The sequence below is a fragment of the Microbacterium sp. NPDC077644 genome (assembly GCF_040702785.1).
GTDB lineage: Bacteria > Actinomycetota > Actinomycetes > Actinomycetales > Microbacteriaceae > Microbacterium.
Genome location: NZ_JBFBME010000001.1, coordinates 14,499 through 37,170, shown reverse-complemented (window position 1 = coordinate 37,170; position 22,672 = coordinate 14,499). Strand labels below are relative to the sequence as shown.

Sequence of the window (22,672 nt, the reverse complement as noted above, 5' to 3'; positions counted from 1 at the left end):
ATGACGGGTCGCCTCCGCGCCGCTGCGCGGTAGAGGAGGCGGCCCGTCCGTCGAGTCTCAGCAGGTCACTTCTGGGCGAAGAGGTCTGCCAGGCCGTTCAGCACCGTGGTGTAGGCGAACACGTCCTCGGTGAGGTAGTAGTCCGCGGGGAAGACGTAGATGCTCTCGTTCGTCACGGCCGGGACGTTCTCGAGCGCGGCCGAGCTGTTGATGAGGTCGAGCGCGGGCGTGACCTCGCCCTCGCCGACCGCGGCGTCGCGGTCGAGGACGATGAGGTGGTCGGCGTTCGCGCCGGCGAGCGCTTCGAGCGAGACGCTGTCACCGGTGTGGTTCTCGGAGCCTTCGGCATCCAGCGCCGGGGTGAGGTCGAGCAGATCGAAGAAGATGCTCGATCCGCGACCGTCGATGGGGTTCGCGTAGTTGATCTCGCCGCCCGAGGTGATCAGGCCCATGACGGTGCTGTCGGTGTCGTAGGCCGCCTTCGCGCCGTCGACGGCGGCGTGGAACTCCTCGATGAGCGCGGCTGCCTCGTCCTTCCGGTCGAAGACCTCGCCCATGAGAGTGAGGCTCTCCACGACGTACTCGTCGACCGACTGATCCTCAGGGCCGGTCATCTCGACGAAGGCGGCGTCGGGGGCGGCGTCCTGCACGCCCTGTGCGTTCTCCTCGCCGCTGAACCGGTAGCCGTTGATGACGAGGTCGGGGTCGGCTGCGACGATCTGCTCGAAGTCCGGCTCGCTGTGCGTGCCGATGTTGAGGATCTCCTCGTCGTCGGCGAGCGGGTTCTCGGGGCTCATGAGGTCGCGCGGGGCGACCGAGATCGGCAGGTCCCAGTCGGCGGCCAGCTGGAAGAAGCGGTTGTCGGTGATCGCGACGCTCTCCGCGCTCTCGATCGTCACCTCGTTGCCCGCCATGTCCGTCACCGTGATCGGGTAGTAGTCCTCGGCTGCGGTCTCGGGCGCTTCAGCGTCGGCCGGCGCACTGCTGCATCCGGCGAGCGCGAGGAGGGAAACGGCGCCGAAGGCTGCTGCCGCGAGAGTTCTGGGCATGGACATGGAGGGACTCCTGTTCTGCGGTGAGGTGATTCCGAATTAGGTAAGGCTTACCTGTGCGAACCGAGATCAGGCTAGCGCGAACCTGCGAGGAACCTGAAATCGCGCCTGGTGCGATGTCGGCGGCATACGCGAGAGTGGAGGCCCACGCGGCCCGTCGATCACCTCAGTGCGGCATCCACCTCTGACACGCGATCCGTGAACGCCTGCTTCGGCACGAACAGCAGCAGCACGGCCGCGGCCAGCGCCGTGACGCCGCACACGATCCAGACGGTCATGTATCCCGCGAGGGAACCGGCCGTGCCCTCCGCACCGCCGGCCGTCGACGCCGCACCGTGCAGCAGCGCGATGCCGAAGACGCACGAGGCGATCGCCCCGCCCACCGTCTTCACGGAGTTCGTGAGCCCGGTGGCGACTCCGGTCTGCGTCTCGGGAGCCGCGGATGCCGCGGCCGCCGGCAGCGCCGCGACGAGCGCGCCCGAGCCGAGCCCGATGATCACCATGTTCGTGATCGCCTGCGCGTATGCATCGTGGAACGGCAGGAACAGCAGGAACCCGATCGCGACGAGGCTCGACGCGCCGATGAGGGTGAGGCGCGGCGTCGCGAGCCGGGCGATCACGGGGAACAGCAGAGCACCCGCGATCATGCCGATGAGGTAGATGCCGATGATGAGCGAGGTCGCGAACCCGGTCGTGCCCAGGCCGTAGCCGTAGACCGCGGGATCCGTGCGCGCGAACGTCGACAACGGCGCCTGCGCGCCGAGCACGCTGACGCCGAAGAGTCCCGCGGTGAGGAACACCGGCCCGAGCGCCGGGGAGCGGAACATCCGCACGTCGATGAGCGGATCGTCGTGCCGCAGCTCCCACAGCACGAACGGCACGATCAGCAGCAGCCCGAGGGCCACGACCGCCCACGACCACGGGTTCACCAGTCCACCCTCGAGCCGGAGCAGGCTGAGCCCGCCGGTGAAGCAGATCAGTGCGATCGAGATGAGCACGAGCCCTGTGGTGTCGAGCACGCCGCCGGTCTGATCCGGTGATTCCTTCACCCCGAACAGGATCACGAAGAAGCAGATGACGACGAGCACGGCGGGGATCAGCAGCACGACCGTCAGCGGCAGCACGTCGACGAGGGCCCCGCCGACCAGCGCGCCGATGATTGCCCCGGCCTCGAGCGCCGCCACGAGAAGGCCTGCAGCCCGCGCCGTGATGAACGAGCGCCCCTCCATGCGGCGCGACCGCGACCAGATCAGAGCGATCTCCAGCGGCAGCCAGACGACGTAGAAGCCCATCAGCGTCCACGCGACGAGGAACACCCAGAACGAGTCGGTGAACGGCAGCGCCAGCGCAGCCGCCGCGGTCAGGGCGGTCGAGATCAGCAGCATCCGCTTGTGCCCGACCATGTCGCCGAGCTTCGCGAACGCCGGGACGACCAGGGCCGACAGCATGAGCTGGGTGCCCTCGAACCAGTTCACGTCGGCATCGTGGATCTGCAGGTGCCTGGCGATGTCGGAGAGCATCGGGGTGTAGTACCCCTGCAGCACGCCGCTGGTGAACTCGACGAACGCGAGGAATCCGACCACGGCGGCGAGCGCGCCGAGGGTGACCTTGTGAGACATCTTCGTCCTCAGTTCAGGAGTTGGAGCAGCGCGCGGTGGAACTGCTCGCCTCGCTCGAGCGTAGCGATCTCGACGTTCTCATCGACGCCATGGATCGCCGCGCGTTGCGCGTTCGACATCTCCAGCGGAGCGAAGCGGTACACGGCCGGCGCGAACCGGTGGAAGTGTCGCGAGTCCGTCGCCGCCATCATCACGTACGGCACGGGCCGCACACCGGGGAACGCTCGCTCGAGGGCCGCGCCGAGGAGGGCGAACTGCTCGTTGTCCGTCGGGGACTCCGGCGACGGTTCGCTGCCCTCGAGGACCTCGACCTCGACGAGCGGGTCGCGGATGCGTCGGCGCAGGCGCGTGACGGATCCGATGACGGTCTCGCCGAGCGCGATGCGCAGATTGACTGTGGCGGAGGCCTGCGAGGGGATGACGTTCGCCGCCGTTCCCCCTGACTGCATGGTCGCCGCGACCGTCGTGCGCACCATGGCTGCCGGTTCTCCTCCGAGAGCGGCGAACACCCGAGCGGTCACGGGCGGAGCGGCCGCGAGCACCTTCAGCAGCAGCCGCGACGGCCCGCTCGCCTGCTCGGAGAACTGCGCCAGCATCCGCGAGATGGCCTGCGGCGTGCGCGGCCGGAACGTCCCGGGGGCCAGGCGGCTGAGCGCCCTGGCGATGCGCCGCACGGCAGTGAGGGTCGGCGGCGCAGAGGCGTGGCCGCCGTCGCCGCGCGCGGTCAGGCGCACCGTCAGCACGCCCTTCTCCCCCACGCCGATCATGGCGGCCCGGCCCTGCACGAACGACAGCGGCGCGTCGACGACGGCGCCGCCCTCGTCGACGACGAGCCAGGGGGTGATGCCCCGATCCCGGAAGAGCCGGGCGATCTCGACCGCCGCGGCGCCGAAGGTCTCCTCGTTGCCGCCGAACGAGAGGTACACGTCGCGCTCCGGGGTGAAGCCGTCGGCGAGCAGGTTCTCGACGGCCTCGAGGATGACGATCAGCGGGCCCTTGTCGTCGAGGGCGCCCCTGCCGTGCACACGGCCGTCCGCGATCGTTCCGGAGAACGGCGGATGCGTCCATGCATCGGACTCGTCGACCGGGACGACGTCGTAGTGAGCCATGAGCACGATCGGCGCGGCATCCGATCGGCCCTTCCAATGGAACAGCAGACCGAGGTCGGTGACGCGCTCCCGCGTCAGCCGCCCATGGACGAGCGGATACAGTTCGGCGATCAGCGCCACGAATTCCTCGAACGGCCCCATGCCGCGCTCGTCGAACTCTGCCGAGACGGTCGGCAACTGGATCATGCGGGACAGACGCTCGGCGATGCCGGGGCGCACGGACGGTGTGCTCACCTCGTCATCGTATCCAGCGCGACCTCACCGCCAGAGCGTGAGCTTGTCGGGGTTTCGAACCATGTAGACCGCGACGATCCGATCCCCCGCGACGTCCACCGAGATCACCGAGTCCGCCCGGCCGTGCAGGCGGACGAGGAACGCGAGCCCCTCGGGCGTGCGAGTGGGCTCGATCGTCGCCGCGGGTTCGAGGTGCGGGAGCCCGAGCAGGAACCGCGCGACACGATCGGCGCCGAACACGGGACGACGCGCCGCCGAGATCTTGCCGCCGCCGTCGGCGCGCAGCACGACATCGGGGTCGAGGACGCCGATGAGCGCGGCGAGGTCGCCCGTCGCCGTCGCCTCGGCGAATGCCCGCGCCACGGCATCATGCGCCTCTCGGGAGGCGGCGCCGGCACGGCGTTCGCGGATGCGCCGGCGCGCCTGGGAGGCGAGCTGCCTGGTGGCATCGGGTGTGCGCCCGACGGTCTCGGCGATCTCGGCGAACGGCACGGCGAAGATGTCGTGCAGCACGAACGCGACCCGCTCCGCAGGCGTCAGCGATTCGAGCACGACCATCAGCGCGACGCTGACGGACTCGTCGAGGCTGACCCGGTCGAGCGGATCCACCGGAACGGATGCCGCGATCGCCGACTCCCCCGGCACCGGTTCCGGCAGCCATTCCCCGACGTATCGCTCGCGCCGCGCTCGCGCGGAGCCGAGATGATCCAGGCACACGCGCCCGGCGACCCGGGTGAGCCAGGCGGCCGGGTTGGCGATCTGCTCCCGTTCGGCGCCCGTCAGCCGGTACCAGCGCAGGTAGGTCTCCTGCACGGCGTCCTCGGCGTCGGCGACCGTGCCCAGCATCCGATACGCCAGCGCGAGCAGGTTCCGCCGCTCCGCCTCGAGCGCGTCGATCTCATCCATCGCGTCACATCCTCCCGCAGTGTCGACGATGCGGACAGAGCGAATGTGAGGTCTCGGCTCACATTCCTGCAAGCTGCGTCGTCGAAGAGGTGTGAGCATGACACTGAGACGCATCCTGTTGGGAGCGACCGCCCTGGTCGGCGCGTTCGTCGGCCTGTGGGCCGCGGCATGGCCGGAGTCCTTCTACGATTCGTTCCCCGGCCTCGGCCGCGTGTGGATCGCTGTGGACGGTCCGTTCAACGAGCACCTCATCCGCGACGTCGGCGCGCTGTACCTCGCGCTGGCCGCGGCGAGCATCGCGGCCGCGTTCACCCGCGGGCCCGAGCCCGGACGCGTCGTCGGCGTCGCGTGGACGGTGTTCGGGATCCCGCACCTGATCTATCACGCCGCCCAGTTCGGCGGGATGCCCGTGATCGACGTGATCGGGAACATCATCGGCCTCGGCGGCAGCCTGCTGCTGGGGATCGTGCTCATGCTGCCAGGGCCTCGCATTGAGAGGTGCGCAGAGACGAGAATCGACGAGAAGGAGAGCATCGGATGAAGATCGCCATCGCAGGAGGAACAGGGGTCGTCGGCCGCCCGACCGTGCAGGCCGTGCGCGATGCCGGGCACGAGGCGGTGATCCTCACCCGGTCGCAGGGCGTGGACCTGGTCACCGGAAAGGGATTGGATGCCGCACTCGACGGCGTCGACGCGGTCATCGACACCGCGAACATCTCGACGCTGAACGCGGATGCCGCACGCTCGTTCTTCACGGCGGCGACGGGGAACCTCGTCGCCGCCGCCGGCCGTGCCGGCGTCGGGCACGTCGTCCTGTTGTCGATCGTGGGCATCGATCGGATGCCGTACGACTACTACGCGGGCAAGATCGCGCAGGAGAAGGTCGTCGAGGCGTCGCCCGTGCCGTGGACCATCCAGCGCGCCACGCAGTTCCACGAGTTCGCGGCGCAGATGTTCGCAGGTGCCAAGGCCGGGCCCCTGCACCTCGCGCCGCGGGCACGGACGCAGCCGGTCGCCGCAGCCGAGGTCGGTGAGCGGCTCGCGACCCTCGCGGCGGGTGCGCCGCAGGGCAGGGCCCGCGACTTCGCCGGCCCCCGCGAGGAGGCGATGGATGCCATGGTCAAGGCCTACGCCAAGGCGGTCGGACACCGCCGCTGGGTGCCCTCGATCAGCATCCCGACCAAGCAGATGAAGGGTATGCGCGAGGGGCTCGCCCTGCCGGGCCCCGACGCCGACCTCGGCACGCAGACGTTCGCGGAGTGGGTCGCGCAGCAGCATCCCTGACGTCCAGGTCGCAGAAACTGCTGTCATCCCGGCGCCAGAGCGACGTCTTCTGCGACCTGGACACCCGGGGGCAGCCGACCGGCACGGCAGAATGGTTCAGTGAGCCTGTTCGCCTTCGCCCCGTCCAGAGGTCCGCGCTGGCAGCTCGGCCTGCAGGCGGCCCTGGGCATCTCGATACCGGTCGCGGTCATGACGCTCGTCGGGCTGCCCACGCTCGGATTCATCGCCGGCGCCGGCGCATTCACGGTGCTCTTCTTCGGCGCCTCCCCCGTCGTCGACCGCGCGAGAGCGCTGCCCCTGATCGCCGCGGCCCTCGTCGCCTGCGCCGCCCTGGGGACGATCGCCGGCAGCGACCACTGGCTGTCAGGCATCGGCACCATCGTCATCGCGGTCGTCACGGCGGGGCTGTGCTTCGGGTTCCGGCTCGGCCCGCCGGGCCCGATCTTCTTCGTCCTCGTGTTCGGTCTCTCGGCGCAGATCACCAGCACCGGTGCGATCTCGCCGCTCGCCTATGTCGCCGCCTTCGCGGGCGGCTGCGCGTTCTCGTATCTCGTCGCGATCACGCCGTTGCTCATCCCCCGCGTGCGCTCGCACGAGCCGCGGCCGCTGTCGCAGCTCATGCCGGGGCCGTCGTTCGACGACGCGTCGCGCATGCTCGTGCTGCGCGTGTCGATCGTGGCGGTGCTCGGTGTGCTGATCGGCGCGTTCGTGGACCCCACCCGCAGCCACTGGATCGTGGGGGCCGGCGTCGCCGTGATCGGCCTCGCCGCGGAGCGCCGGGCCGCCTTCCAGCGCGGCCTGCACCGGATGCTGGGCACCGTGCTCGGTGTCGGCGTCTACGCCCTGATCGCGCTGCTGCACCCCCAGGGGCTGTGGATCGCCCTGCTGCTGGGCATCCTGCAGTTCAGCGTCGAGCTCGTCGTCGTACGGCACTACGCACTCGCGCTCATGCTCATCACCCCGCTCGTGCTGCTGCTCACGGGAGCCGCGACCGGTCAGATCGGCGCGATGGACGTCGCCCTCGAGCGCGTGATCGACACGATCGTCGGCTCGGCTCTCGGCGCGGCATCCGGCCTCCTGCATCCGCGCAGGACCTCCTGACGCGCCGGGCCACCTGACGCCGGGCGACCTGACGCGCTCGGAACGACAGGAAGTGCGACCCGAACGGGTCCGTCAGACCGCGTGCAGGGTCTCGGGAGAGCGCGCGGCGAGGTAGTCGGCGGTGTGCGTGATGACGTCGCGCATCGCCGCGGCCGCGCGAGTGGGATTCACGTCGTTGCGATGCGCGAGCACGATCGTCCGCTCGAGCTGCGGGTCGGTCAGCCGCACCGACCGCAGCGTCGGCCGGTCGACCGGAACGGTGGCCGGGACCACGGCGACGCCGATGCCGCGCTCGACGAACCGCAGGACCGCATCCATCTCGGCGCCCTCGACCACGAGGGACGGCGTGAGGCCTGCTGTGCGGAACGCGGCATCCGTCGCATCGCGCAGGTCGTAGCTCTCGGCGAGCGCGACCAGCGGCAGCTCGGCGAGGTGCGCGAGATCGATCGCCGAGTCCGCGATCGGCGGCTGGTCGGCCGACGAGACGACGACGAGCTCTTCGGTCAGCAGCGGCGTGCGCACGAGAGCGGTGCCGGCGACCGGACGCCCCTCCGAGATCGTGACGAGCGCCATGTCGACCGCGCCGGCGGCCAGCTGGTCGACGAGCATGTTCGACCCGCCCTCGACGAGCTGCAGCTCGACACCGGGATGCGCGTCGTGGAAAGCTCGCAGCACCTCGGCCACCAGGCTGATGCACAGGGTCGGGGTCGCCCCCAGGCGCACCCGTCCGCGCTGGAGACCCGCGAGCTCCGCCATCTCGTCGCGGATCGTGTCGGCGTCGGTGAGCATGCGTCGAGCGCGGGGCAGGAGGGTCTCGCCGGCGGCTGTGAGCGAGATGTTGCCGCGCGCCCGGTGGAAAAGCTCGGCGCCGAGCTCCTGCTCGAGCGTCGAGATCTGGCGGCTGAGCGACGGCTGCGCCAGATGCAGCTTCTCGGATGCGCGGGTGAAGTGCCCGAGTTCCGCGACAGCGACGAATCCCCGCAACTGCTCCAAATTCATGCCTTCAGTCTATCGTGATCAGGCGCATTATGCATTGGAGTTATGGAGCTCGCGTTCCTAGCGTGGAATGCATGCCCACTCGCGAACGCCAGATCTCCACCACCGTCCTCGTCATCGGCACCGGCGGCTCTGGCCTCCGCGCCGCGATCGAGGTCGCCGAGCACGGCGTCGACGTCCTCGCCGTCGGCAAGCGTCCCCGGAACGACGCGCACACCGCTCTCGCGGCCGGCGGCATCAACGCCGCGCTCGGCACGATGGATCAAGACGACACCTGGCAGCAGCACGCCGCCGACACCATCAAGGAGAGCTACTTCCTCGCGAACCCGCACACGGTCGAGGTCGTCACGCAGGGCGCGGAGCGCGGCATCCGCGATCTCGAACGCTGGGGCATGGATTTCGCCCGCGAGGACGACGGCCGCATCTCGCAGCGCTTCTTCGGCGCGCACACCTTCCGCCGCACGGCGTTCGCCGGCGACTACACCGGCCTCGAGATCCAGCGCACCCTCGTGCGCCGCGCCGAAGAGCTCGATGTGCCGATCCTCGACGGCGTCTACATCACCCGCCTGCTCGTGCGCGACGGCACAGTCTTCGGCGCCTACGGCTTCGACCAGGCCGACGGCACGCGCTACCTCATCCATGCGGATGCCGTGATCCTCGCCGCCGGCGGGCACAACCGCATCTGGCGCCGCACGTCGTCGCGCCGCGACGAGAACACCGGCGACTCGTTCCGCCTCGCCGTCGAGGCGGGGGCGCGGCTGCGCGACCCCGAGCTCGTGCAGTTCCATCCGTCCGGGATCATCGAGCCCGAGAACGCGGCGGGCACGCTCATCTCGGAGGCGGCGCGCGGCGAGGGCGGCATCCTGCGCAACGCCCTCGGCGAGCGCTTCATGGCGGCGTACGACCCGGAGCGCATGGAGCTGTCGACCCGCGACCGCGTGGCCCTCGCCGCCTACACCGAGATCGCCGAGGGCCGCGGCACCGAGAACGGCGGCGTCTGGCTCGATGTGTCGCACCTGCCGCGCGAGACGATCATGACCCGTCTGCCGCGGGTCTACCAGACCATGATGGAGCTGCAGATGCTCGACATCACCACCGACCCGATCGAGATCGCCCCGACCGCGCACTACTCGATGGGCGGCGTGTGGGTCAGGCCGGACGACCACAGCACCGACGTCGACGGCCTCTACGCGATCGGCGAGGCGTCCAGCGGCCTGCACGGCGCGAACCGACTGGGCGGCAACTCACTGATCGAGCTGCTCGTGTACGGCCGGATCGTCGGGCAGGCCGCGATGGCGCACGCCGCCGGTCTTGCGGCGCAGAACCGATCAGCGGATGCCGTGGCCGCGGCTCGCGCCGAGATCGACGACCTGCTCGCCGCCGACGGCCGGGAGAACGTGCGTGCCCTGCAGCGTGCGATCCGCAACACCATGACCGAGCACGCCGGCGTCGTCCGCTCGGAGGCCGGGCTGCTCGCCGGTCTCGCCGAGCTCGAGGCGATCGAGGCGCGGATGCATGACATCGGCATCCACCCCGACATCGCCGGCTTCCAGGACCTCGCGCACGCATTCGATCTGAAGGCATCTGCGCTGGCGGCGCGCGCCACCCTCGAGGCCGCTCTCGAGAGGCGCGAGACCCGCGGATGCCACAACCGCAGCGACTTCCCCGACACCGATCCCGCCCTGCAGGTGAACCTCGTGTGGTCCCCCACGACGGGCGTGACCCGGGAGGAGATCCCGCCGGTGCCTGACGAGATCGCCGCGCTCATCCGCGACGTCTCGAGCGAGGGCAAGCTCGTCGAGTGAACAGCGCCTGAAAGGGGTTGAGGTCACGGCACACGGAGCGCACACTGGTGGCATCCGCACCCCGACGAAGGAGCAGCCGTGACCAACCTCAACCCCTACCTCTCGTTCAAGGACAACGCCCGCGAGGCGATGGGGTTCTACCAGGGCGTCCTCGGCGGCGATCTCGAGGTCAGCACCTTCGGCGACATGCCCGACAGCGGCACTGCCGAGGGCGAGGAGAACCTCATCATGCACGCGCAGCTGAACGCGCCGGGCGGGCTCGTGCTCATGGCATCCGACACCCCCACCGGCATGGAGTACCGCGAGCCGGCCGGGATCTCGGTGTCGCTCAGCGGCGGATCCGTCGACACCGACTACCTGCACCGCGCCTGGGACGGGCTCGTCGACGGCGGGACCGCCATCATGCCTCTCGGTGAGGCCCCATGGGGCGGTGAGTTCGGGATGCTCGTCGACCGCTTCGGCATCTCGTGGATGGTCGCGATCGAGGACTCGTTCGCCTGACCCGGCGCCCCCGCGCGCGCCCTCGGGTTCGAAAGAAGGATTTCCGGGCTTCAGACGCGTCCGAAGCCCGGAAATCCTTCTTTCGGCGCGCCGCTGGGGCGCGAACCGTCAGCGCAGCTTCTTGCTGTACACCGCCACGGCGAAGCCGTAGGCGACGATCAGGATGCCGACGAGCCACGCCATCGCGACCCAGATGTCGCCGCCCACCGGCTCACCGGCGAACAGCGCACGGATCGTGTTGACGATCGAGGTGACCGGCTGGTGCTCGGCGAACCACGCGACCGGACCCGGCATGGATGCCGTCGGCACGAAGGCCGAGCTGATGAACGGCAGGAAGATCAACGGGTAGCTGAACGCGCTCGCACCATCGACGGTCTTCGCCGACAGGCCCGCGATCACGGCCAGCCAGGTGAGCGCCAGGGTGAACAGCAGCAGGATGCCCACGACGCCGAGCCACGCGCCGAACGATGCCCCGGTGCGGAAACCCATGGCGAATGCGACGCCGATGACGATCGCGACGGACAGGATGTTCGCCACCGCCGAGGTGAGCACGTGAGCCCACAGCACGCTGGAGCGCGCGATCGGCATGGACTGGAACCGCTCGAAGATCCCGCCCTGCATGTCGAGGAACAGCCGGTAGGCGGTGTACGAGATGCCGGAGGCGATCGTGATGAGCAGGATGCCGGGGAGCATGTATTCGATGTACGACCCCGCGCCCCCGGTGTCGATCGCGCCGCCGAACACCCACACGAACAGCATGAGCAGAGCGATCGGCGTGATCGCGGTGGTGATGATCGTGTCGGGGCTGCGCAGGATGTGGCGCAGCGATCGCCCGGTGAGGACGCGCGTGTCGCTGAGGACGTGACTGGTCATGCTGCTGCGCTCCCTGATTCCGATGCCGGCCCCACGAGGGCGAGGAAGACGTCCTCCAGGCTCGGCTGCTTCTCGACGTACTCGACTTCGGCGGCGGGCAGCAGGTTCTTGAGCTCCGCCAGCGTGCCGTTCTGGATGATCGTGCCCTCGTGGAGGATCGCGATCCGATCCGCGAGCTGCTCGGCCTCGTCGAGGTACTGCGTGGTCAGCAGCACGGTGGTGCCGGCATCCGCCAACTGCCTGACCGTCTGCCAGACCTCGATGCGCGACTGCGGGTCCAGGCCCGTGGTCGGCTCATCCAGGAAGACGACTGGTGGGCCTCCGACCAGGCTCATCGCGATGTCGAGCCGGCGGCGCATGCCGCCGGAGTAGGTGCCGGCACGGCGGCCACCCGCGTCCGTCAGCGAGAAGCGCGCGAGCAGGCCGTCGGCGATCGCGGCCGGGTCCGGCAGGTGACGCAGCCGAGCGACGAGCACGAGGTTCTCGCGCCCGGTGAGGACCTCGTCGACCGCGGCGAACTGCCCGGTGAGACTGATCGATTCGCGGACGGCGCTCGGGGATGCCGCAACGTCGTGGTCGTCGATGACGGCCGTGCCGGCATCCGCTGCGAGCAGCGTCGAGAGGATGCGGATGAGCGTCGTCTTGCCCGCGCCGTTCGAACCGAGCAGGGCGAAGATCGTGCCCGCCTCGACCTCGAAGTCGACGCCCCTGAGCACCTGCAGGTCTTTGAACGACTTGGTGACGCCTGCGACGCGGATCATCGCTCCTCCTCAGGAGGCTGTTCGGACACGGCGGCGTCGATCGCGGCGGCGAGGCGCGCCCGCTCCTTGTCGACCCAGTGCTTGCCGGCATAGGCCTGCACGAACGTGTCGGCGAACTCGGAGGGGTTCTCCCCCACGATCTCGCGCACGGGCGTGCGATCAGCGGCGGCCTGCTCCCACAGGTCGGCGAAGTCGTCGAACATGCGGATCATGGTCTCGCCGTCGACGATCCCGCCCGAGGTCAGGATGTAGTGGTGCAGCGCCTTCGCGGTGGCGCGATAGGGCGCGGGGAGGGCGTCGATGCGCCCCATGCTCTGCTTGTACTGCTTCTTCTGCTCGAGCGATCCGGTGATCGCTTCGATCCACTTGGCTGCCATGGTCATTCTCCTTGTGTGCGTTGTGGTGCGCTGCCGTGGAGGTGTTCGATGCGCTCGGCGAGGAAGCTCCACGTCTTCCAGAACTCGCCGAGCTGTGTGCGGCCCTGCTTGTTCAGCGAATACACCTTGCGGGGCGGCCCCTTCTCGGAGGGGACCTTCTTGACATCGACGAAGCCCCGCTGCTCGATACGTACGAGCAGCGCGTACACCGTGCCCTCGACGAGATCGGTGAACCCTTCGTCGCGCAGTCGCGCGGTGATCTCGTACCCGTAGGCCGGGCGATCGGCGAGGATCGCGAGCACGATGCCCTCGAGTGTGCCCTTGAGCATCTCCGTCATCTGACTGGCCATCGTTCCTCCTTTGCTTCCGACATTTCTTGCTACTCAGTGTTGTTGAGTACCAGTAGACGGTAACACTGAGTACCAGTACTTGGCAATACCGAGTACTCATATTCGTCGAAACGCCGCTCACACCGCGCTTTCAGGCCTCGCGGAGGACTCACTCAGGGTCCGTGATACAGAATCGTTACCTTGTGCGCTCGACCCGAGGGCGTACCAGCCGCCCCGAAGCGGCTCCCCCATGTCAAAGGATCGTTACGTTCGTCATGCCTGAAACTCGAATCGTCACCCGTGCCCACCGCCGCACCGCCCGCGCCCACCGGCGCATCGTCGCGATGACCCTGGTCGCCGGCGCCGCTCTCGGCCTCGCCGCGACCGCCGGTCTCGCCGCCGCGGCCCCCGCCGCCGCGGACGTCACCGGCCGCGCCGCGGTCAGCGATCGCGGCGAGTTGCGTGCACAGTTGATCGAGACGGACACTGCGCTCGAGTCCGCCCAGAAGGCCCTGAAGAAGGCGTCGGACACGGCCGCAGGCGTGAAGAAGTCCGGCTTCGACATCGACGCTTCGATCGACACCGCGGGCCTCGAGAACGCCGTGACTGCCCTGTCCGACGACGACGCGATCGGCTTCGTCCGCTCGATGCTCACCGACACCGCCGTCGCGCAGACCGAGATGGTCACCGCGCAGACCACGACGCTGCAGAAGCGCCTGGACGACGCCGTCGCGAAGAAGAAGGCCGAGGAGGCCGCCGCCGCCGAGGCCGCGGCGATCGCCGCCGCGAACACCCCCGAGGGCGCACGCGATGCCGCTGCCCTCATCGCCGCCGACGAGTACGGCTGGGGCGCCGACCAGTTCTCGTGCCTGAACTCCCTGTGGATGAAGGAGTCGGGCTGGAACTACCAGGCCTACAACCCGAACGGCGGAGCGACCGGCATCCCCCAGGCTCTGCCCGGCAGCAAGATGGCCAGCGCCGGATCCGATTGGCAGACGAATGCCACCACGCAGATCCGCTGGGGCCTGGGCTACATCGCAGCGACCTACGGCAGCCCCTGCGCCGCGTGGGGCCACTCGCAGGCCGTCAACTGGTACTGAGCCCGGAGCGCTTCGGCCGGTAGGTCCGGCCGAAGCTCCGCTCGGCGCCCTCATACATCTCGACGAGCTCCCAGTCGTGCCGGCGTCCGCCGGGGCCGTCGAAGATGCGGATGCCGTCGCCGAGGAACACCGGTGCGACGAAGACCTGCATCTCGTCGATGAGGTCGTGCTCGAGCGCCTGGCGGGCGATGTCGGCGCTGATGATCTGAACGTCCTTGTCGCCGGCGAGTTCGCGCGCCCGCCGCACCGGCTCGACGATGTCGCAGTCGAGCGCGGTGACGGCGGGGTCGCCGACGAGTTCTTCGGGCCGATGCGTGAGGATGAACTCGGTGCCGGTCCACGCGCCGCCGTACGCTTCGGCGGTCATCTCATCGCGTTCGCCGCGCTGCGCCAGCGCCGCGTCGTAGCCGCGCCGGCCGGAGATGATCACGCCGACCGCATCCGCCAGCTGCTGCGTGAGACCGTCGGGGTTCGGCTCCGACGCCGACAACCAGCTCATGTCGTGGCCCGGTCCGGCGATGAATCCGTCGATCGAACAGGTGAATCCCCAGGCGACTTTGCCCATGATGGTGCCTCCGCTCACCACGGTAACCGGGATGGCGGCGTCGGTCGACCACGGGCACCGGCTCGGGCGCAGGGTCCTCGGTGCGCGAGACCCGGCCGGCGGTGCGCCCATGGCGATGATCCACGAGGGCTGCGGCGGCGAGACCGAACAGGGCGGCGTGTGCAGCTCGTGCGGCGCGGTGCTCGTACCGGAGGAGATGACCTGGGTGAAGCCGTGGAAGGACGCGCGCGATCGGCTGCAGCCGGTCGGAACCCTGGCCTGAGCCGATTCTTCTTCCAGAACGCAGAAGGATTGCTTTTCTTCACATGCCGGATGGCATGAAGACGTAGTTTTCTTGGCACAGAGTGGATGCAACGACCTCAGCCAACGTCAGCATCCACGAAGGAGTCGAAATGACTGCGTACACCGACGACATCGAGAAGATCCAGGCTCTCAAGGAGCAGAACGGCTCGAGCTGGGACGCGATCAATCCCGAGTACGTCGCCCGCATGCGGGCGCAGAACCGGTTCCGGACCGGTCTCGAGATCGCCCAGTACACGGCCGACATCATGCGCCGCGACATGACCGAATACGACGGCGACTCGTCGCTGTACACCCAGTCGCTCGGCGTCTGGCACGGGTTCATCGGCCAGCAGAAGCTGATCTCGATCAAGAAGCACCTGAAGTCCACGAACAAGCGCTACCTGTACCTGTCCGGCTGGATGGTCGCCGCTCTCCGCTCGGAGTTCGGCCCGCTCCCCGATCAGTCGATGCACGAGAAGACCTCGGTGCCCGCCCTGATCGAGGAGCTCTACACGTTCCTCCGCCAGGCCGACGCCCGCGAGCTCGACCTGCTGTTCACGAAGCTCGACGAGGCACGCGTCGCCGGCGACGAGACCGCGGTGGAGTTCATCCAGTCGCAGATCGACAACCACGAGACCCATGTCGTGCCGATCATCGCCGACATCGACGCCGGGTTCGGAAACCCCGAGGCCACGTACCTGCTCGCGAAGAAGATGATCGAGGCGGGCGCCTGCGCGATCCAGATCGAGAACCAGGTCTCCGACGAAAAGCAGTGCGGCCACCAGGACGGCAAGGTCACGGTTCCGCACGAGGACTTCATCGCGAAGCTCAACGCGGTGCGCTACGCGTTCCTCGAGCTGGGGATCGACAACGGCGTGATCGTCGCCCGCACCGACTCGCTCGGCGCCGGCCTCACCCAGAAGCTCGCGGTCTCGACGGAGCCCGGCGACCTGGGCGACCAGTACAACGCATTCCTGGACGTCGAGGAGATCTCGGAGGCCGAGCTCGGCAACGGCGACGTCATCATCAAGCGCGACGGCAAGCTGCTGCGCCCGAAGCGCCTCGCGAGCAACCTGTACCAGTTCCGCGCCGGCACGGGCGAGGAGCGCTGCGTGCTCGACTGCATCACGTCGCTGCGCAACGGTGCCGACCTGCTCTGGATCGAGACCGAGAAGCCGCACGTCGAGCAGATCGCCGGCATGGTCGACGCGATCCGCGAGGAGATCCCGGACGCCAAGCTCGTCTACAACAACAGCCCGTCGTTCAACTGGACGCTCAACTTCCGCCAGCAGGCGTTCGACCAGCTCGAGAAGGACGGCGCGGACGTCTCGGCATACGACCGCAGCGACCTGATGAACGCCTCCTACGACGACACGGAGCTGGGGCGTCTGGCCGACGAGAAGATCCGCTCCTTCCAGAAGGATGGCTCGGCTCGCGCGGGCATCTTCCACCACCTCATCACGCTGCCGACGTACCACACGGCGGCTCTCTCGACCGATGACCTGGCCAAGGGCTACTTCGGCGACGAGGGCATGCTCGCCTACGTCCGCGGCGTGCAGCGCCGCGAGATCCGCGAGGGGATCGCGACGGTCAAGCACCAGAACATGGCGGGCTCGGACATCGGCGACAACCACAAGGAGTACTTCGCCGGGGATGCCGCGCTCAAGGCCGGCGGCAAGGACAACACGATGAACCAGTTCAGCTGAATCAGATCTGGGCAGGAGGGGTCGCGGCGCAGCCGCGGCCCCTTCGTCGTGCCGCTCGCACCTCAGGCAACCGGCTGCGCTGCGAGCGCACGGTGCACGGATGCGACCGCGCTCGATCCCTCGCCCACGGCGGCGGCGACCCGCTTCATGGATCCACGGCGCACGTCGCCGGCGGCGAAGACCCGCGGGACCGAGGTCTCGAACGGCAGCGGCTCGCGCCCCATCGTCTGCCAGCGGTCGAGCGACTGCCGGGTGACGTCGGTTCCGGTGCGGATGAATCCGGCGTCGTCGCGATCGAGCTCGGCGAGCCAGTCCGTGGCGGGCTCGGCGCCGATGAAGCAGAACAGGCCGCGGGCCTCCACGGGCCCCGCGGTGTCGATGACGACCGTCGACAGTCCGGCATCGCCGTCGAGACCGGTGACGTTCGCGCCGAGATGCACCCGGATGCGCGACTCCTCGAGGATGCGCCGCACGAGGTAGGACGACATCCGCGCGCCGAGGTCGTCGCCGCGCACGACCAGATGCACGGGGCATCCGCTCGCGGCGAGGTACAGGGCCGCCTGCCCTGCGGAGTTCGCTCCGCCGATCACGACGACGGGCGCATCGGCGACGCGCTTGAGCTCGAGGGCCGTCGCCGCGTAGTGGATGTCGCCTTCGAAGTCGTTCCAGCGGTCGAGGTTCAGGCTGCGGTAGGTCGCGCCGGAGGCGACCATGGCGGAGCGCGCACGGATGCCTCGACCGTCCGACAGCAGAACGGTCAGCTCGTCGCCGAGACTGCGCAGGCTGACCGCCTCGCACGGCGCGCACACCCGGACGCCGAACTTGATGGCCTGCAGGGTCGCCTGTCCGGTGAGGCTGCCGCCGCTGACCCCGAACGGGAATCCGAGGTAGTTCTCGATCCGCGAGGTCGACGCGGCCTGCCCGCCGGGGGCGACGGCGTCGACGAGCACGGTGCTCAGCCCCTCGGATGCCGCGTAGATCGCCGACGCGAGGCCGGCGGGGCCGCCGCCGATGACGACGAGGTCGACGACGTCCTCATCGCCCGGTTCGTAGCTCAGCCCGAGCTGCTCGGCGAGCATGCCCGGTGTGGCGCGCACGAGGGGCTGACCCTCGAGGAAGACGATCGGCGGTCGCTCGGCGCATAGCGTGCGTGCAGCGGATGCGCCGGAGCATCCAGGTCGATCTCGACGGCCATGTGCACGAGGTCGAGACGATTCGCGAAGCGGCGCAGCGAGAGGAACCCCGGCGAGCCCGCAGCGCCGACGATCTTGAGGGTCATGGCGGCCGAGCCGCGACGCAGCGACTCCCTGCGCGCCCACAGTGCGTGCAGGATGACGTCGCCGAGCTCGTCGTCCTCGGCGAGGAGTCGCCGCAGGTCGCTGCGCGAGACCTCCCGCACCCGACCGGGGCCGATCGCGCGGGCGGTGAGGAACGCGCGCTGGCCGTTGAGAAGCCCGAGCTCGCCGGCGAAGGATCGCGGGCCCATGAAGGCGATCACCTCTTCGTCGAGCCAGGCGAGGGAGTCCCGGACGATCTCGATCTCGCCGTCCTCGACGAGGATCATCGGGTAGTCACGCTGCCCGGTGGCGAAGAGGATCTCGCCGTCGTCGACATCACGAATCGTCCCGCGAACGCAGAGTCTGTCCCACTGCTCGTCCGTGAGGCGCGGCGCGAGCTCGGGGTCGGTCACGTGCTTGTCCGGCTCATTCATCGCGCCTCCGCTATGTCCACCGCCGGGATCCACCCGTAGAGTACCGCGCAGGAGGCACGACCATGAGAGAAATCGGGATCGATCCGACCGTCTCGCCGTCCGGGACAGGATGCGTCGACTGCGACGCCGTCGAGGGATGGTGGGTGCATCTTCGACGCTGCGCGCAGTGCGGCCATATCGGATGCTGCGATTCCTCGCCCGGCCAGCACGCGACGGCGCATTTCCGCGAGACGGGCCACCCGGTCATCCGCAGCTTCGAACCCGGCGAGGACTGGTTCTGGAGCTTCGAGTCCGAGTCCGGCGTCGACGGGACCGAGCTCGCACCGCCCCAGAGCCGCCCCGCCGATCAGCCTTCCCCCGGGCCGCGCGGCCGAGTCCCCCTGGACTGGCGCGCGCAGCTCGAGGCGCTCGGGCGGCTCTTGTCCGATCTCACGAGATTTGTCGGTTGCCGGGAAGGAGTATCCCCGGAAAGACGGGTTAATGGCGCGCTGCCAAATTCCCGGGTGTCTCACGAAGCCTGTCGGTAATCGCCATAACCGTCGTGGTTGACCACCACACACCCCTGGGTAACAAGCGTCCTGACTACCAGCCGGGTCTGGCGGTGACCGTAGTCGACGACGACGAAAACGCGGGCATCGAGGAAGGAGTCATGGGCGGAGGTCATGACCCCGCGGTAGCGTCGCCCCTCATGACCGTCGCGCCGCGATTGGGAAACCGATTTTCTAGATGCTTCCCTAGTATGGTCTGGGAGATTCCTTCGGGAGTAGACCGTATAGGCGAGCGGGTGGAGCAGACAGTATGGATCCGACATCGAGACGAGTGCGGCTCGCCGACGTCGCAGAGCGCGCAGGGGTGACGAAGGCGACGGTGTCGAGGCTCCTGAATCAGGATAAGACGCTGTCGATCCGGCCGGAAACCCGTCGGCGAGTCCTCGATGCCGTCGCTGCCCTCGGGTATCAGCCGCACGCAGGAGCCAGAGCCCTTGCCCGAAACGAGACCAGGGCGCTGGCGCTGATTATCCCTGATCTGACTAACCTGACATACAGCCGGATCGTACGCGGCGCGTTCCGGCGAGCCATCGAGAAGGGCTTCGTGCTCCTCATCGCCGAGGATGTGACCGCTCCGGGAGTGGCCGTCGATGGCCTGGCGGAGGAAGTGCCCGGCACCGCGGCCGATACGGCGTTCGCCGATCTGGTGAGTTCTCGACGGGTCGACGGTCTCATCGTCGCGTCGGCACAACCAGGCGACTCGATGGTGCGGATTCTCGAGGAGCAGCGGATACCGCACGTGTTCGTCAACCGGGCAATCCCGGACTCGAATCGCAACGTGACCATGGACGTCGCCGCTGCGGGAGATCTCGTGATCCGCTACCTGACCGGGCTCGGTCATCGCAGGATCGCGCATATTGCCGGCCCCGGGGAGATTCTGCCCTCGCTCGAGCGCGAGCGGGCGTTCCTGCAGTCCATGGCCGCGCTCGGCGTCGATGACCCACATGTTCATCGTGGGGCGTTTAGTGCCGAAGGCGGGTACCGTGCGGCACTGGCCATGGTGGCCGAAGACCCCGGGGTGACGGCGATCTATGTGAGTACGTATGTGCAGGCGGTCGGCGCACTCAAGGCCCTGAGCGACTTCGGGCTCCGCGTGCCGGAAGATGTGTCGGTGGTGTCATTCGACGACGCACCCCAGGCGGACTTCCTGACGCCGCCTCTGACCTCTGTCGCGATGCCTCTCACCGAACTCGGCGCGGCCGCCGTGGATGCACTCGTAAGCCAACTCGCGCAACAAGAACCGGCAGACGTCCTGCTGACCACAGCACCGCGGCTCGTGCTGCGCGCCTCCTCCGCCGTCGCACCTACCAGGGAATCTCTGGACCTCCGCACGGAACTCTCGCGAACTGCGACGTGACTTACGAGGGGCTCTCCGAGGGCGTGGGCCCGGGAACAGCCAACCCCGGGTCCACGCCCACTGCGCTCGACGATGGTCAGCGTGCGCCGTAGTCGACGTACACGGTCTTGCGGTGGATGTACCGTTCGAACCCATGCTGACCGTCGTCGCCACCGAGTCCTGACAGCTTCCACCCGGTGTGGAACCCGGCCACTTCTTCCGGCCCGACGCGGTTCACGTAGACCTCGCCGAATTCCAGATCATCGGTCGCCTGCATGGCGGTACGGATGTTCTCCGTATAGACGTAGGAGGTGAGGCCGTAGACCGTGGAGTTCGCCCATCCGATCACCTCGTCGTAGCTGTCGAACGGCACGATGGGCAGCACCGGACCGAAAACCTCCTGCTGCACGATCTCATCGTCGTTCGTCACACCGGTGAGCACCGTGGGCGCGAACCAGTACCCCGGGGCATCCTCCAGCCCCTCAGGAGCGCCTCCGCCGACCTCGACCTTGGCACCGCCCTCGACGGCCCGATCGAGCATCTCCTTGACCTTGTCCCACTCGGCCCTCGAGACCTTCGGTCCCATCTGCGATGCCTCATCGGTGGGGTCTCCGACCCTGAGACCCCGCACCTTCTCGACGAAACGGCGCACGAACTCGTCGTAAACCCCGCGCTGGACATAGGTGCGCTCGTTGCAGGTGCAGACCTGGCCGCAGTTCCAGAAGCGCGCCTCGAAGGCATGCTGCACCGCGAGGTCGAGATCGGCGTCGTCGAACACGATGAACGGTGCCTTGCCGCCGAGCTCGAGCGACACCGGGATGATCTTCTCGGCGGCCTGCGCGAGAATCTGACGCCCGGCGAGCGTCGACCCGGTCACGGTGACCATGTTCGTCGCCGGGTGCTCGGTGAGCACCTTGCCGATGCTGCTGCCGGGACCGGTGATCACGCTGAGCAGGCCGTCCGGAACCCCGGCGAGTTGGCACACCTTCGCGAGCGCCAACGCCGACAGGGGCGTCGTCTCACTCGGCTTCAGGATGATGGCGTTGCCGGCCATGAGCGCCGGCGCGACCTTGCGGGCGAAGATTGCCGCGGGGAAGTTCCACGGGATGATCGCCACGACCACGCCGACCGGCTCTTCACGGACGATCAGCTGGCGACCGCTCGCGGACGGGGCCACCACCTCTCCCACGTTGCGGTACTTCTGGCTGATCGCGAACTCGAAGAACGCCTTCACCCCGCCTATTTCGCCACGCGCCTCGGTGATCGTCTTGCCCTGCTCGGCGACCACGAGCTGCGCGAGCTCCTCGGCATGCGCATCGACTTCGGCCACCACGGCCTGTAGCACCGCGGCTCGTTCAGCGAGTGTGCGTCGCGCCCAGGTGCGCTGCGCCTGCTGTGCGCGTCGCATGGCCTGATCGACGTGCTCGGGGGTGGCGTGCGGCACCGCCGTGAACACTTCGCCGGTGGCCGGGTTGTCGACAGGTCGTGTGGCGTCGGTGGCCACCCATTCGCCGCCCACCAGCATCCGGGGCTCTGCTCCCAGGAGTGAATCCGACCCCAGGATCGTTTCGGTGATCGTCATTGATTCGTGTCCTCTACTCGTTCTCGTTCGGTTCGTGCGCCGGTGCGTTCGACTCAGTTGAAGTACGTGCCGCCCTCGACGTTGTACGTCTGTCCGGTGATGTAATCCGAGCCGCGGCCCGCGAGGAATATCGCAAGCGGCACGACATCGGCGGGCACCGAGGTGCGACCGAGCGGGATGCTGTCGGCGACGCTCTTGAACGTCTCACCCTCGGCCTTGCCGGTGATCGCCCCGAACTCCTTGTCGACCTGCTTCCAGTACGGGGTGTCGACCACACCGGGGGCCATCGCATTGACCTGCACGCCGTACGGTGCCATTGCGAGCGCGACCGACTGCGTGATGGAGATGACGGTTGCCTTCGACGCGCAGTACGCCGTGACGAGCGCTTCGCCGCGTCGCCCTGCGACGGAGGCGAGGTTGATGATCTTGCCACTACCCTGGGCGCGCATCGGTTCGCACGCTGCCTGGCTGAGGAAGAAGAGCCCCTTCACATTCACGGCGAAGATGCGGTCCCACTCCTCCGGCGTTGTCTCCCAGACGGTCTTGATGAGGCCGATACCCGCGTTGTTGACGAGGATGTCGAGGCTGCCGTGCTCAGCGACGATTCCTTCGACCAACGTCTTCGACGAGGCCGTGTCGGTGACGTTGAAGGCGACGGCAGAAGCCGATCCGCCCGCGTCGCGGATCTCTTCGGCGACCGCGTTCGCGCCGTCGATGTTGAGGTCGGCGATCACGACGTGTGCGCCCTCCTTCGCATAGCCGTGGGCCATGGCTTTGCCCATGCCGGACGCAGCTCCGGTGATGAGGGCGACTTTGTTCTTCAGCGTTGTCACTGATGTTCTCCTTGTTCGTGTCGTCGGTGCGACGTGCGGGTTGTTCGTGTCGGTCGGTGCGG

At 68.5% G+C, this 22,672-nt stretch carries 24 protein-coding genes and 1 pseudogene; 10 read left to right on the top strand and 15 right to left on the bottom strand.

From position 1 onward, the window contains the following. Positions 1-65 precede the first annotated feature (65 nt). From AB0269_RS00195 to sigJ, 4 genes are all read right to left on the bottom strand, one after another. Positions 66-1,055 (bottom strand): ABC transporter substrate-binding protein, encoded by a 990-nt coding sequence (locus AB0269_RS00195; protein ID WP_366209186.1) that lies wholly within the window; start codon positions 1,053-1,055, stop codon positions 66-68. 158 nt (positions 1,056-1,213) lie between these two features. Next, positions 1,214-2,671: an MFS transporter gene (locus AB0269_RS00190; RefSeq protein WP_366209185.1), complete on the bottom strand. Its 1,458-nt coding sequence runs from the start codon at positions 2,669-2,671 to the stop codon at positions 1,214-1,216. An 8-nt stretch (positions 2,672-2,679) separates the two neighbouring features. Next, positions 2,680-4,014 carry a M20/M25/M40 family metallo-hydrolase gene (locus AB0269_RS00185; protein ID WP_366209184.1) on the bottom strand — a complete coding sequence of 445 codons (1,335 nt, stop codon included), beginning with the start codon at positions 4,012-4,014 and terminating at the stop codon, positions 2,680-2,682. Between the two features lie 24 nt (positions 4,015-4,038). Then, positions 4,039-4,920 (bottom strand): RNA polymerase sigma factor SigJ, encoded by an 882-nt coding sequence (gene sigJ / locus AB0269_RS00180; RefSeq protein ID WP_366209183.1) that lies wholly within the window; start codon positions 4,918-4,920, stop codon positions 4,039-4,041. 97 nt (positions 4,921-5,017) lie between these two features. Here sigJ and AB0269_RS00175 point away from each other — a divergent pair, with 97 nt between their 5' ends. The 3 genes from AB0269_RS00175 (at position 5,018) to AB0269_RS00165 (ending at position 7,305) form a co-directional block, all read left to right on the top strand. Then, on the top strand, positions 5,018-5,461 hold the full coding sequence (locus AB0269_RS00175; protein ID WP_366209182.1) for a hypothetical protein: 444 nt from the start codon (positions 5,018-5,020) through the stop codon (positions 5,459-5,461). Then, positions 5,458-6,204: an NAD(P)H-binding protein gene (locus AB0269_RS00170; RefSeq protein ID WP_366209181.1), complete on the top strand. Its 747-nt coding sequence runs from the start codon at positions 5,458-5,460 to the stop codon at positions 6,202-6,204. Before AB0269_RS00175 ends, AB0269_RS00170 begins: the two co-directional genes overlap by 4 nt. Before the next feature lie 99 nt (positions 6,205-6,303). Next, the gene (locus AB0269_RS00165; protein ID WP_366209180.1) at positions 6,304-7,305 is read left to right on the top strand and encodes an FUSC family protein; all 1,002 of its coding nucleotides are present in this window, start codon (positions 6,304-6,306) and stop codon (positions 7,303-7,305) included. A 72-nt stretch (positions 7,306-7,377) separates the two neighbouring features. On the opposite strand, the gene AB0269_RS00160 is transcribed toward AB0269_RS00165, so the two are convergent. Further along, positions 7,378-8,304 carry a LysR family transcriptional regulator gene (locus tag AB0269_RS00160; RefSeq protein WP_366209179.1) on the bottom strand — a complete coding sequence of 309 codons (927 nt, stop codon included), beginning with the start codon at positions 8,302-8,304 and terminating at the stop codon, positions 7,378-7,380. 71 nt (positions 8,305-8,375) lie between these two features. Here AB0269_RS00160 and AB0269_RS00155 point away from each other — a divergent pair, with 71 nt between their 5' ends. Continuing rightward, positions 8,376-10,106: an FAD-binding protein gene (locus tag AB0269_RS00155; protein ID WP_366209178.1), complete on the top strand. Its 1,731-nt coding sequence runs from the start codon at positions 8,376-8,378 to the stop codon at positions 10,104-10,106. 78 nt (positions 10,107-10,184) lie between these two features. Continuing rightward, on the top strand, positions 10,185-10,607 hold the full coding sequence (locus AB0269_RS00150; RefSeq protein WP_366209177.1) for a VOC family protein: 423 nt from the start codon (positions 10,185-10,187) through the stop codon (positions 10,605-10,607). Between the two features lie 108 nt (positions 10,608-10,715). Here the strand turns inward: AB0269_RS00150 and AB0269_RS00145 are convergent, their stop codons facing one another. Genes AB0269_RS00145 through AB0269_RS00130 form a run of 4 tightly spaced genes read right to left on the bottom strand, consistent with a single transcriptional unit; the run spans position 10,716 to position 12,968 of the window. After that, positions 10,716-11,480, bottom strand: coding sequence for an ABC transporter permease (locus AB0269_RS00145; RefSeq protein ID WP_366209176.1), 765 nt, complete (start codon positions 11,478-11,480; stop codon positions 10,716-10,718). Then, positions 11,477-12,241: an ABC transporter ATP-binding protein gene (locus AB0269_RS00140; RefSeq protein WP_366209175.1), complete on the bottom strand. Its 765-nt coding sequence runs from the start codon at positions 12,239-12,241 to the stop codon at positions 11,477-11,479. Before AB0269_RS00140 ends, AB0269_RS00145 begins: the two co-directional genes overlap by 4 nt. After that, a complete protein-coding gene (locus AB0269_RS00135) occupies positions 12,238-12,618 on the bottom strand; it encodes a DUF1048 domain-containing protein (protein ID WP_366209174.1) in 381 nt (126 codons plus the stop codon). Before AB0269_RS00135 ends, AB0269_RS00140 begins: the two co-directional genes overlap by 4 nt. A 2-nt stretch (positions 12,619-12,620) precedes the next feature. Beyond that, positions 12,621-12,968: a PadR family transcriptional regulator gene (locus AB0269_RS00130; RefSeq protein ID WP_366209173.1), complete on the bottom strand. Its 348-nt coding sequence runs from the start codon at positions 12,966-12,968 to the stop codon at positions 12,621-12,623. A 254-nt stretch (positions 12,969-13,222) separates the two neighbouring features. On the opposite strand from AB0269_RS00130, the gene AB0269_RS00125 reads away from it, so the two are divergent. Beyond that, on the top strand, positions 13,223-14,047 hold the full coding sequence (locus AB0269_RS00125; RefSeq protein WP_366209172.1) for a phospholipase: 825 nt from the start codon (positions 13,223-13,225) through the stop codon (positions 14,045-14,047). Here the strand turns inward: AB0269_RS00125 and AB0269_RS00120 are convergent. Then, entirely contained in the window at positions 14,034-14,612 is a 579-nt protein-coding gene (locus AB0269_RS00120; protein ID WP_366209171.1) for a dihydrofolate reductase family protein, read from the bottom strand. The genes AB0269_RS00125 and AB0269_RS00120 overlap by 14 nt on opposite strands. Here AB0269_RS00120 and AB0269_RS00115 point away from each other — a divergent pair. Together AB0269_RS00115 and AB0269_RS00110 are read left to right on the top strand one after the other, a co-directional pair. Next, on the top strand, positions 14,611-14,874 hold the full coding sequence (locus AB0269_RS00115) for a hypothetical protein (RefSeq protein WP_366209170.1): 264 nt from the start codon (positions 14,611-14,613) through the stop codon (positions 14,872-14,874). The two genes, AB0269_RS00120 and AB0269_RS00115, sit on opposite strands and share 2 nt — an antisense overlap. A gap of 130 nt (positions 14,875-15,004) precedes the next feature. Continuing rightward, on the top strand, positions 15,005-16,600 hold the full coding sequence (locus AB0269_RS00110) for an isocitrate lyase (protein ID WP_366209169.1): 1,596 nt from the start codon (positions 15,005-15,007) through the stop codon (positions 16,598-16,600). A 62-nt stretch (positions 16,601-16,662) separates the two neighbouring features. Here the strand turns inward: AB0269_RS00110 and AB0269_RS00105 are convergent, their stop codons facing one another. Both AB0269_RS00105 and AB0269_RS00100 read right to left on the bottom strand, forming a co-directional pair. Beyond that, a complete protein-coding gene (locus tag AB0269_RS00105) occupies positions 16,663-17,697 on the bottom strand; it encodes an FAD-dependent oxidoreductase (RefSeq protein WP_366209168.1) in 1,035 nt (344 codons plus the stop codon). Further along, the gene (locus tag AB0269_RS00100) at positions 17,655-18,311 is read right to left on the bottom strand and encodes a cyclic nucleotide-binding domain-containing protein (protein ID WP_366209167.1); all 657 of its coding nucleotides are present in this window, start codon (positions 18,309-18,311) and stop codon (positions 17,655-17,657) included. The genes AB0269_RS00105 and AB0269_RS00100 overlap by 43 nt, the downstream gene beginning before the upstream one ends. A 62-nt stretch (positions 18,312-18,373) precedes the next feature. Between AB0269_RS00100 and AB0269_RS00095 the strand changes: the two are divergent. Continuing rightward, positions 18,374-18,703 (top strand): annotated as a pseudogene (locus AB0269_RS00095) (UBP-type zinc finger domain-containing protein); the annotation flags it as partial. A 116-nt stretch (positions 18,704-18,819) separates the two neighbouring features. On the opposite strand, the gene AB0269_RS00090 reads toward AB0269_RS00095, so the two are convergent. Further along, complete coding sequence (locus AB0269_RS00090; protein ID WP_363566768.1) at positions 18,820-18,975, bottom strand: hypothetical protein; 156 nt, start codon at positions 18,973-18,975, stop codon at positions 18,820-18,822. A 134-nt stretch (positions 18,976-19,109) separates the two neighbouring features. Here AB0269_RS00090 and AB0269_RS00085 point away from each other — a divergent pair, with 134 nt between their 5' ends. After that, complete coding sequence (locus AB0269_RS00085) at positions 19,110-20,216, top strand: LacI family DNA-binding transcriptional regulator (protein WP_366209166.1); 1,107 nt, start codon at positions 19,110-19,112, stop codon at positions 20,214-20,216. Positions 20,217-20,292: 76 nt separating this feature from the next. Here AB0269_RS00085 and AB0269_RS00080 read toward each other — a convergent pair whose 3' ends face one another. Both AB0269_RS00080 and AB0269_RS00075 read right to left on the bottom strand, forming a co-directional pair. Then, entirely contained in the window at positions 20,293-21,777 is a 1,485-nt protein-coding gene (locus AB0269_RS00080; protein ID WP_363566770.1) for an aldehyde dehydrogenase family protein, read from the bottom strand. Positions 21,778-21,830: 53 nt separating this feature from the next. Next, complete coding sequence (locus tag AB0269_RS00075; protein ID WP_363566771.1) at positions 21,831-22,610, bottom strand: glucose 1-dehydrogenase; 780 nt, start codon at positions 22,608-22,610, stop codon at positions 21,831-21,833. Positions 22,611-22,672: the final 62 nt, after the last annotated feature.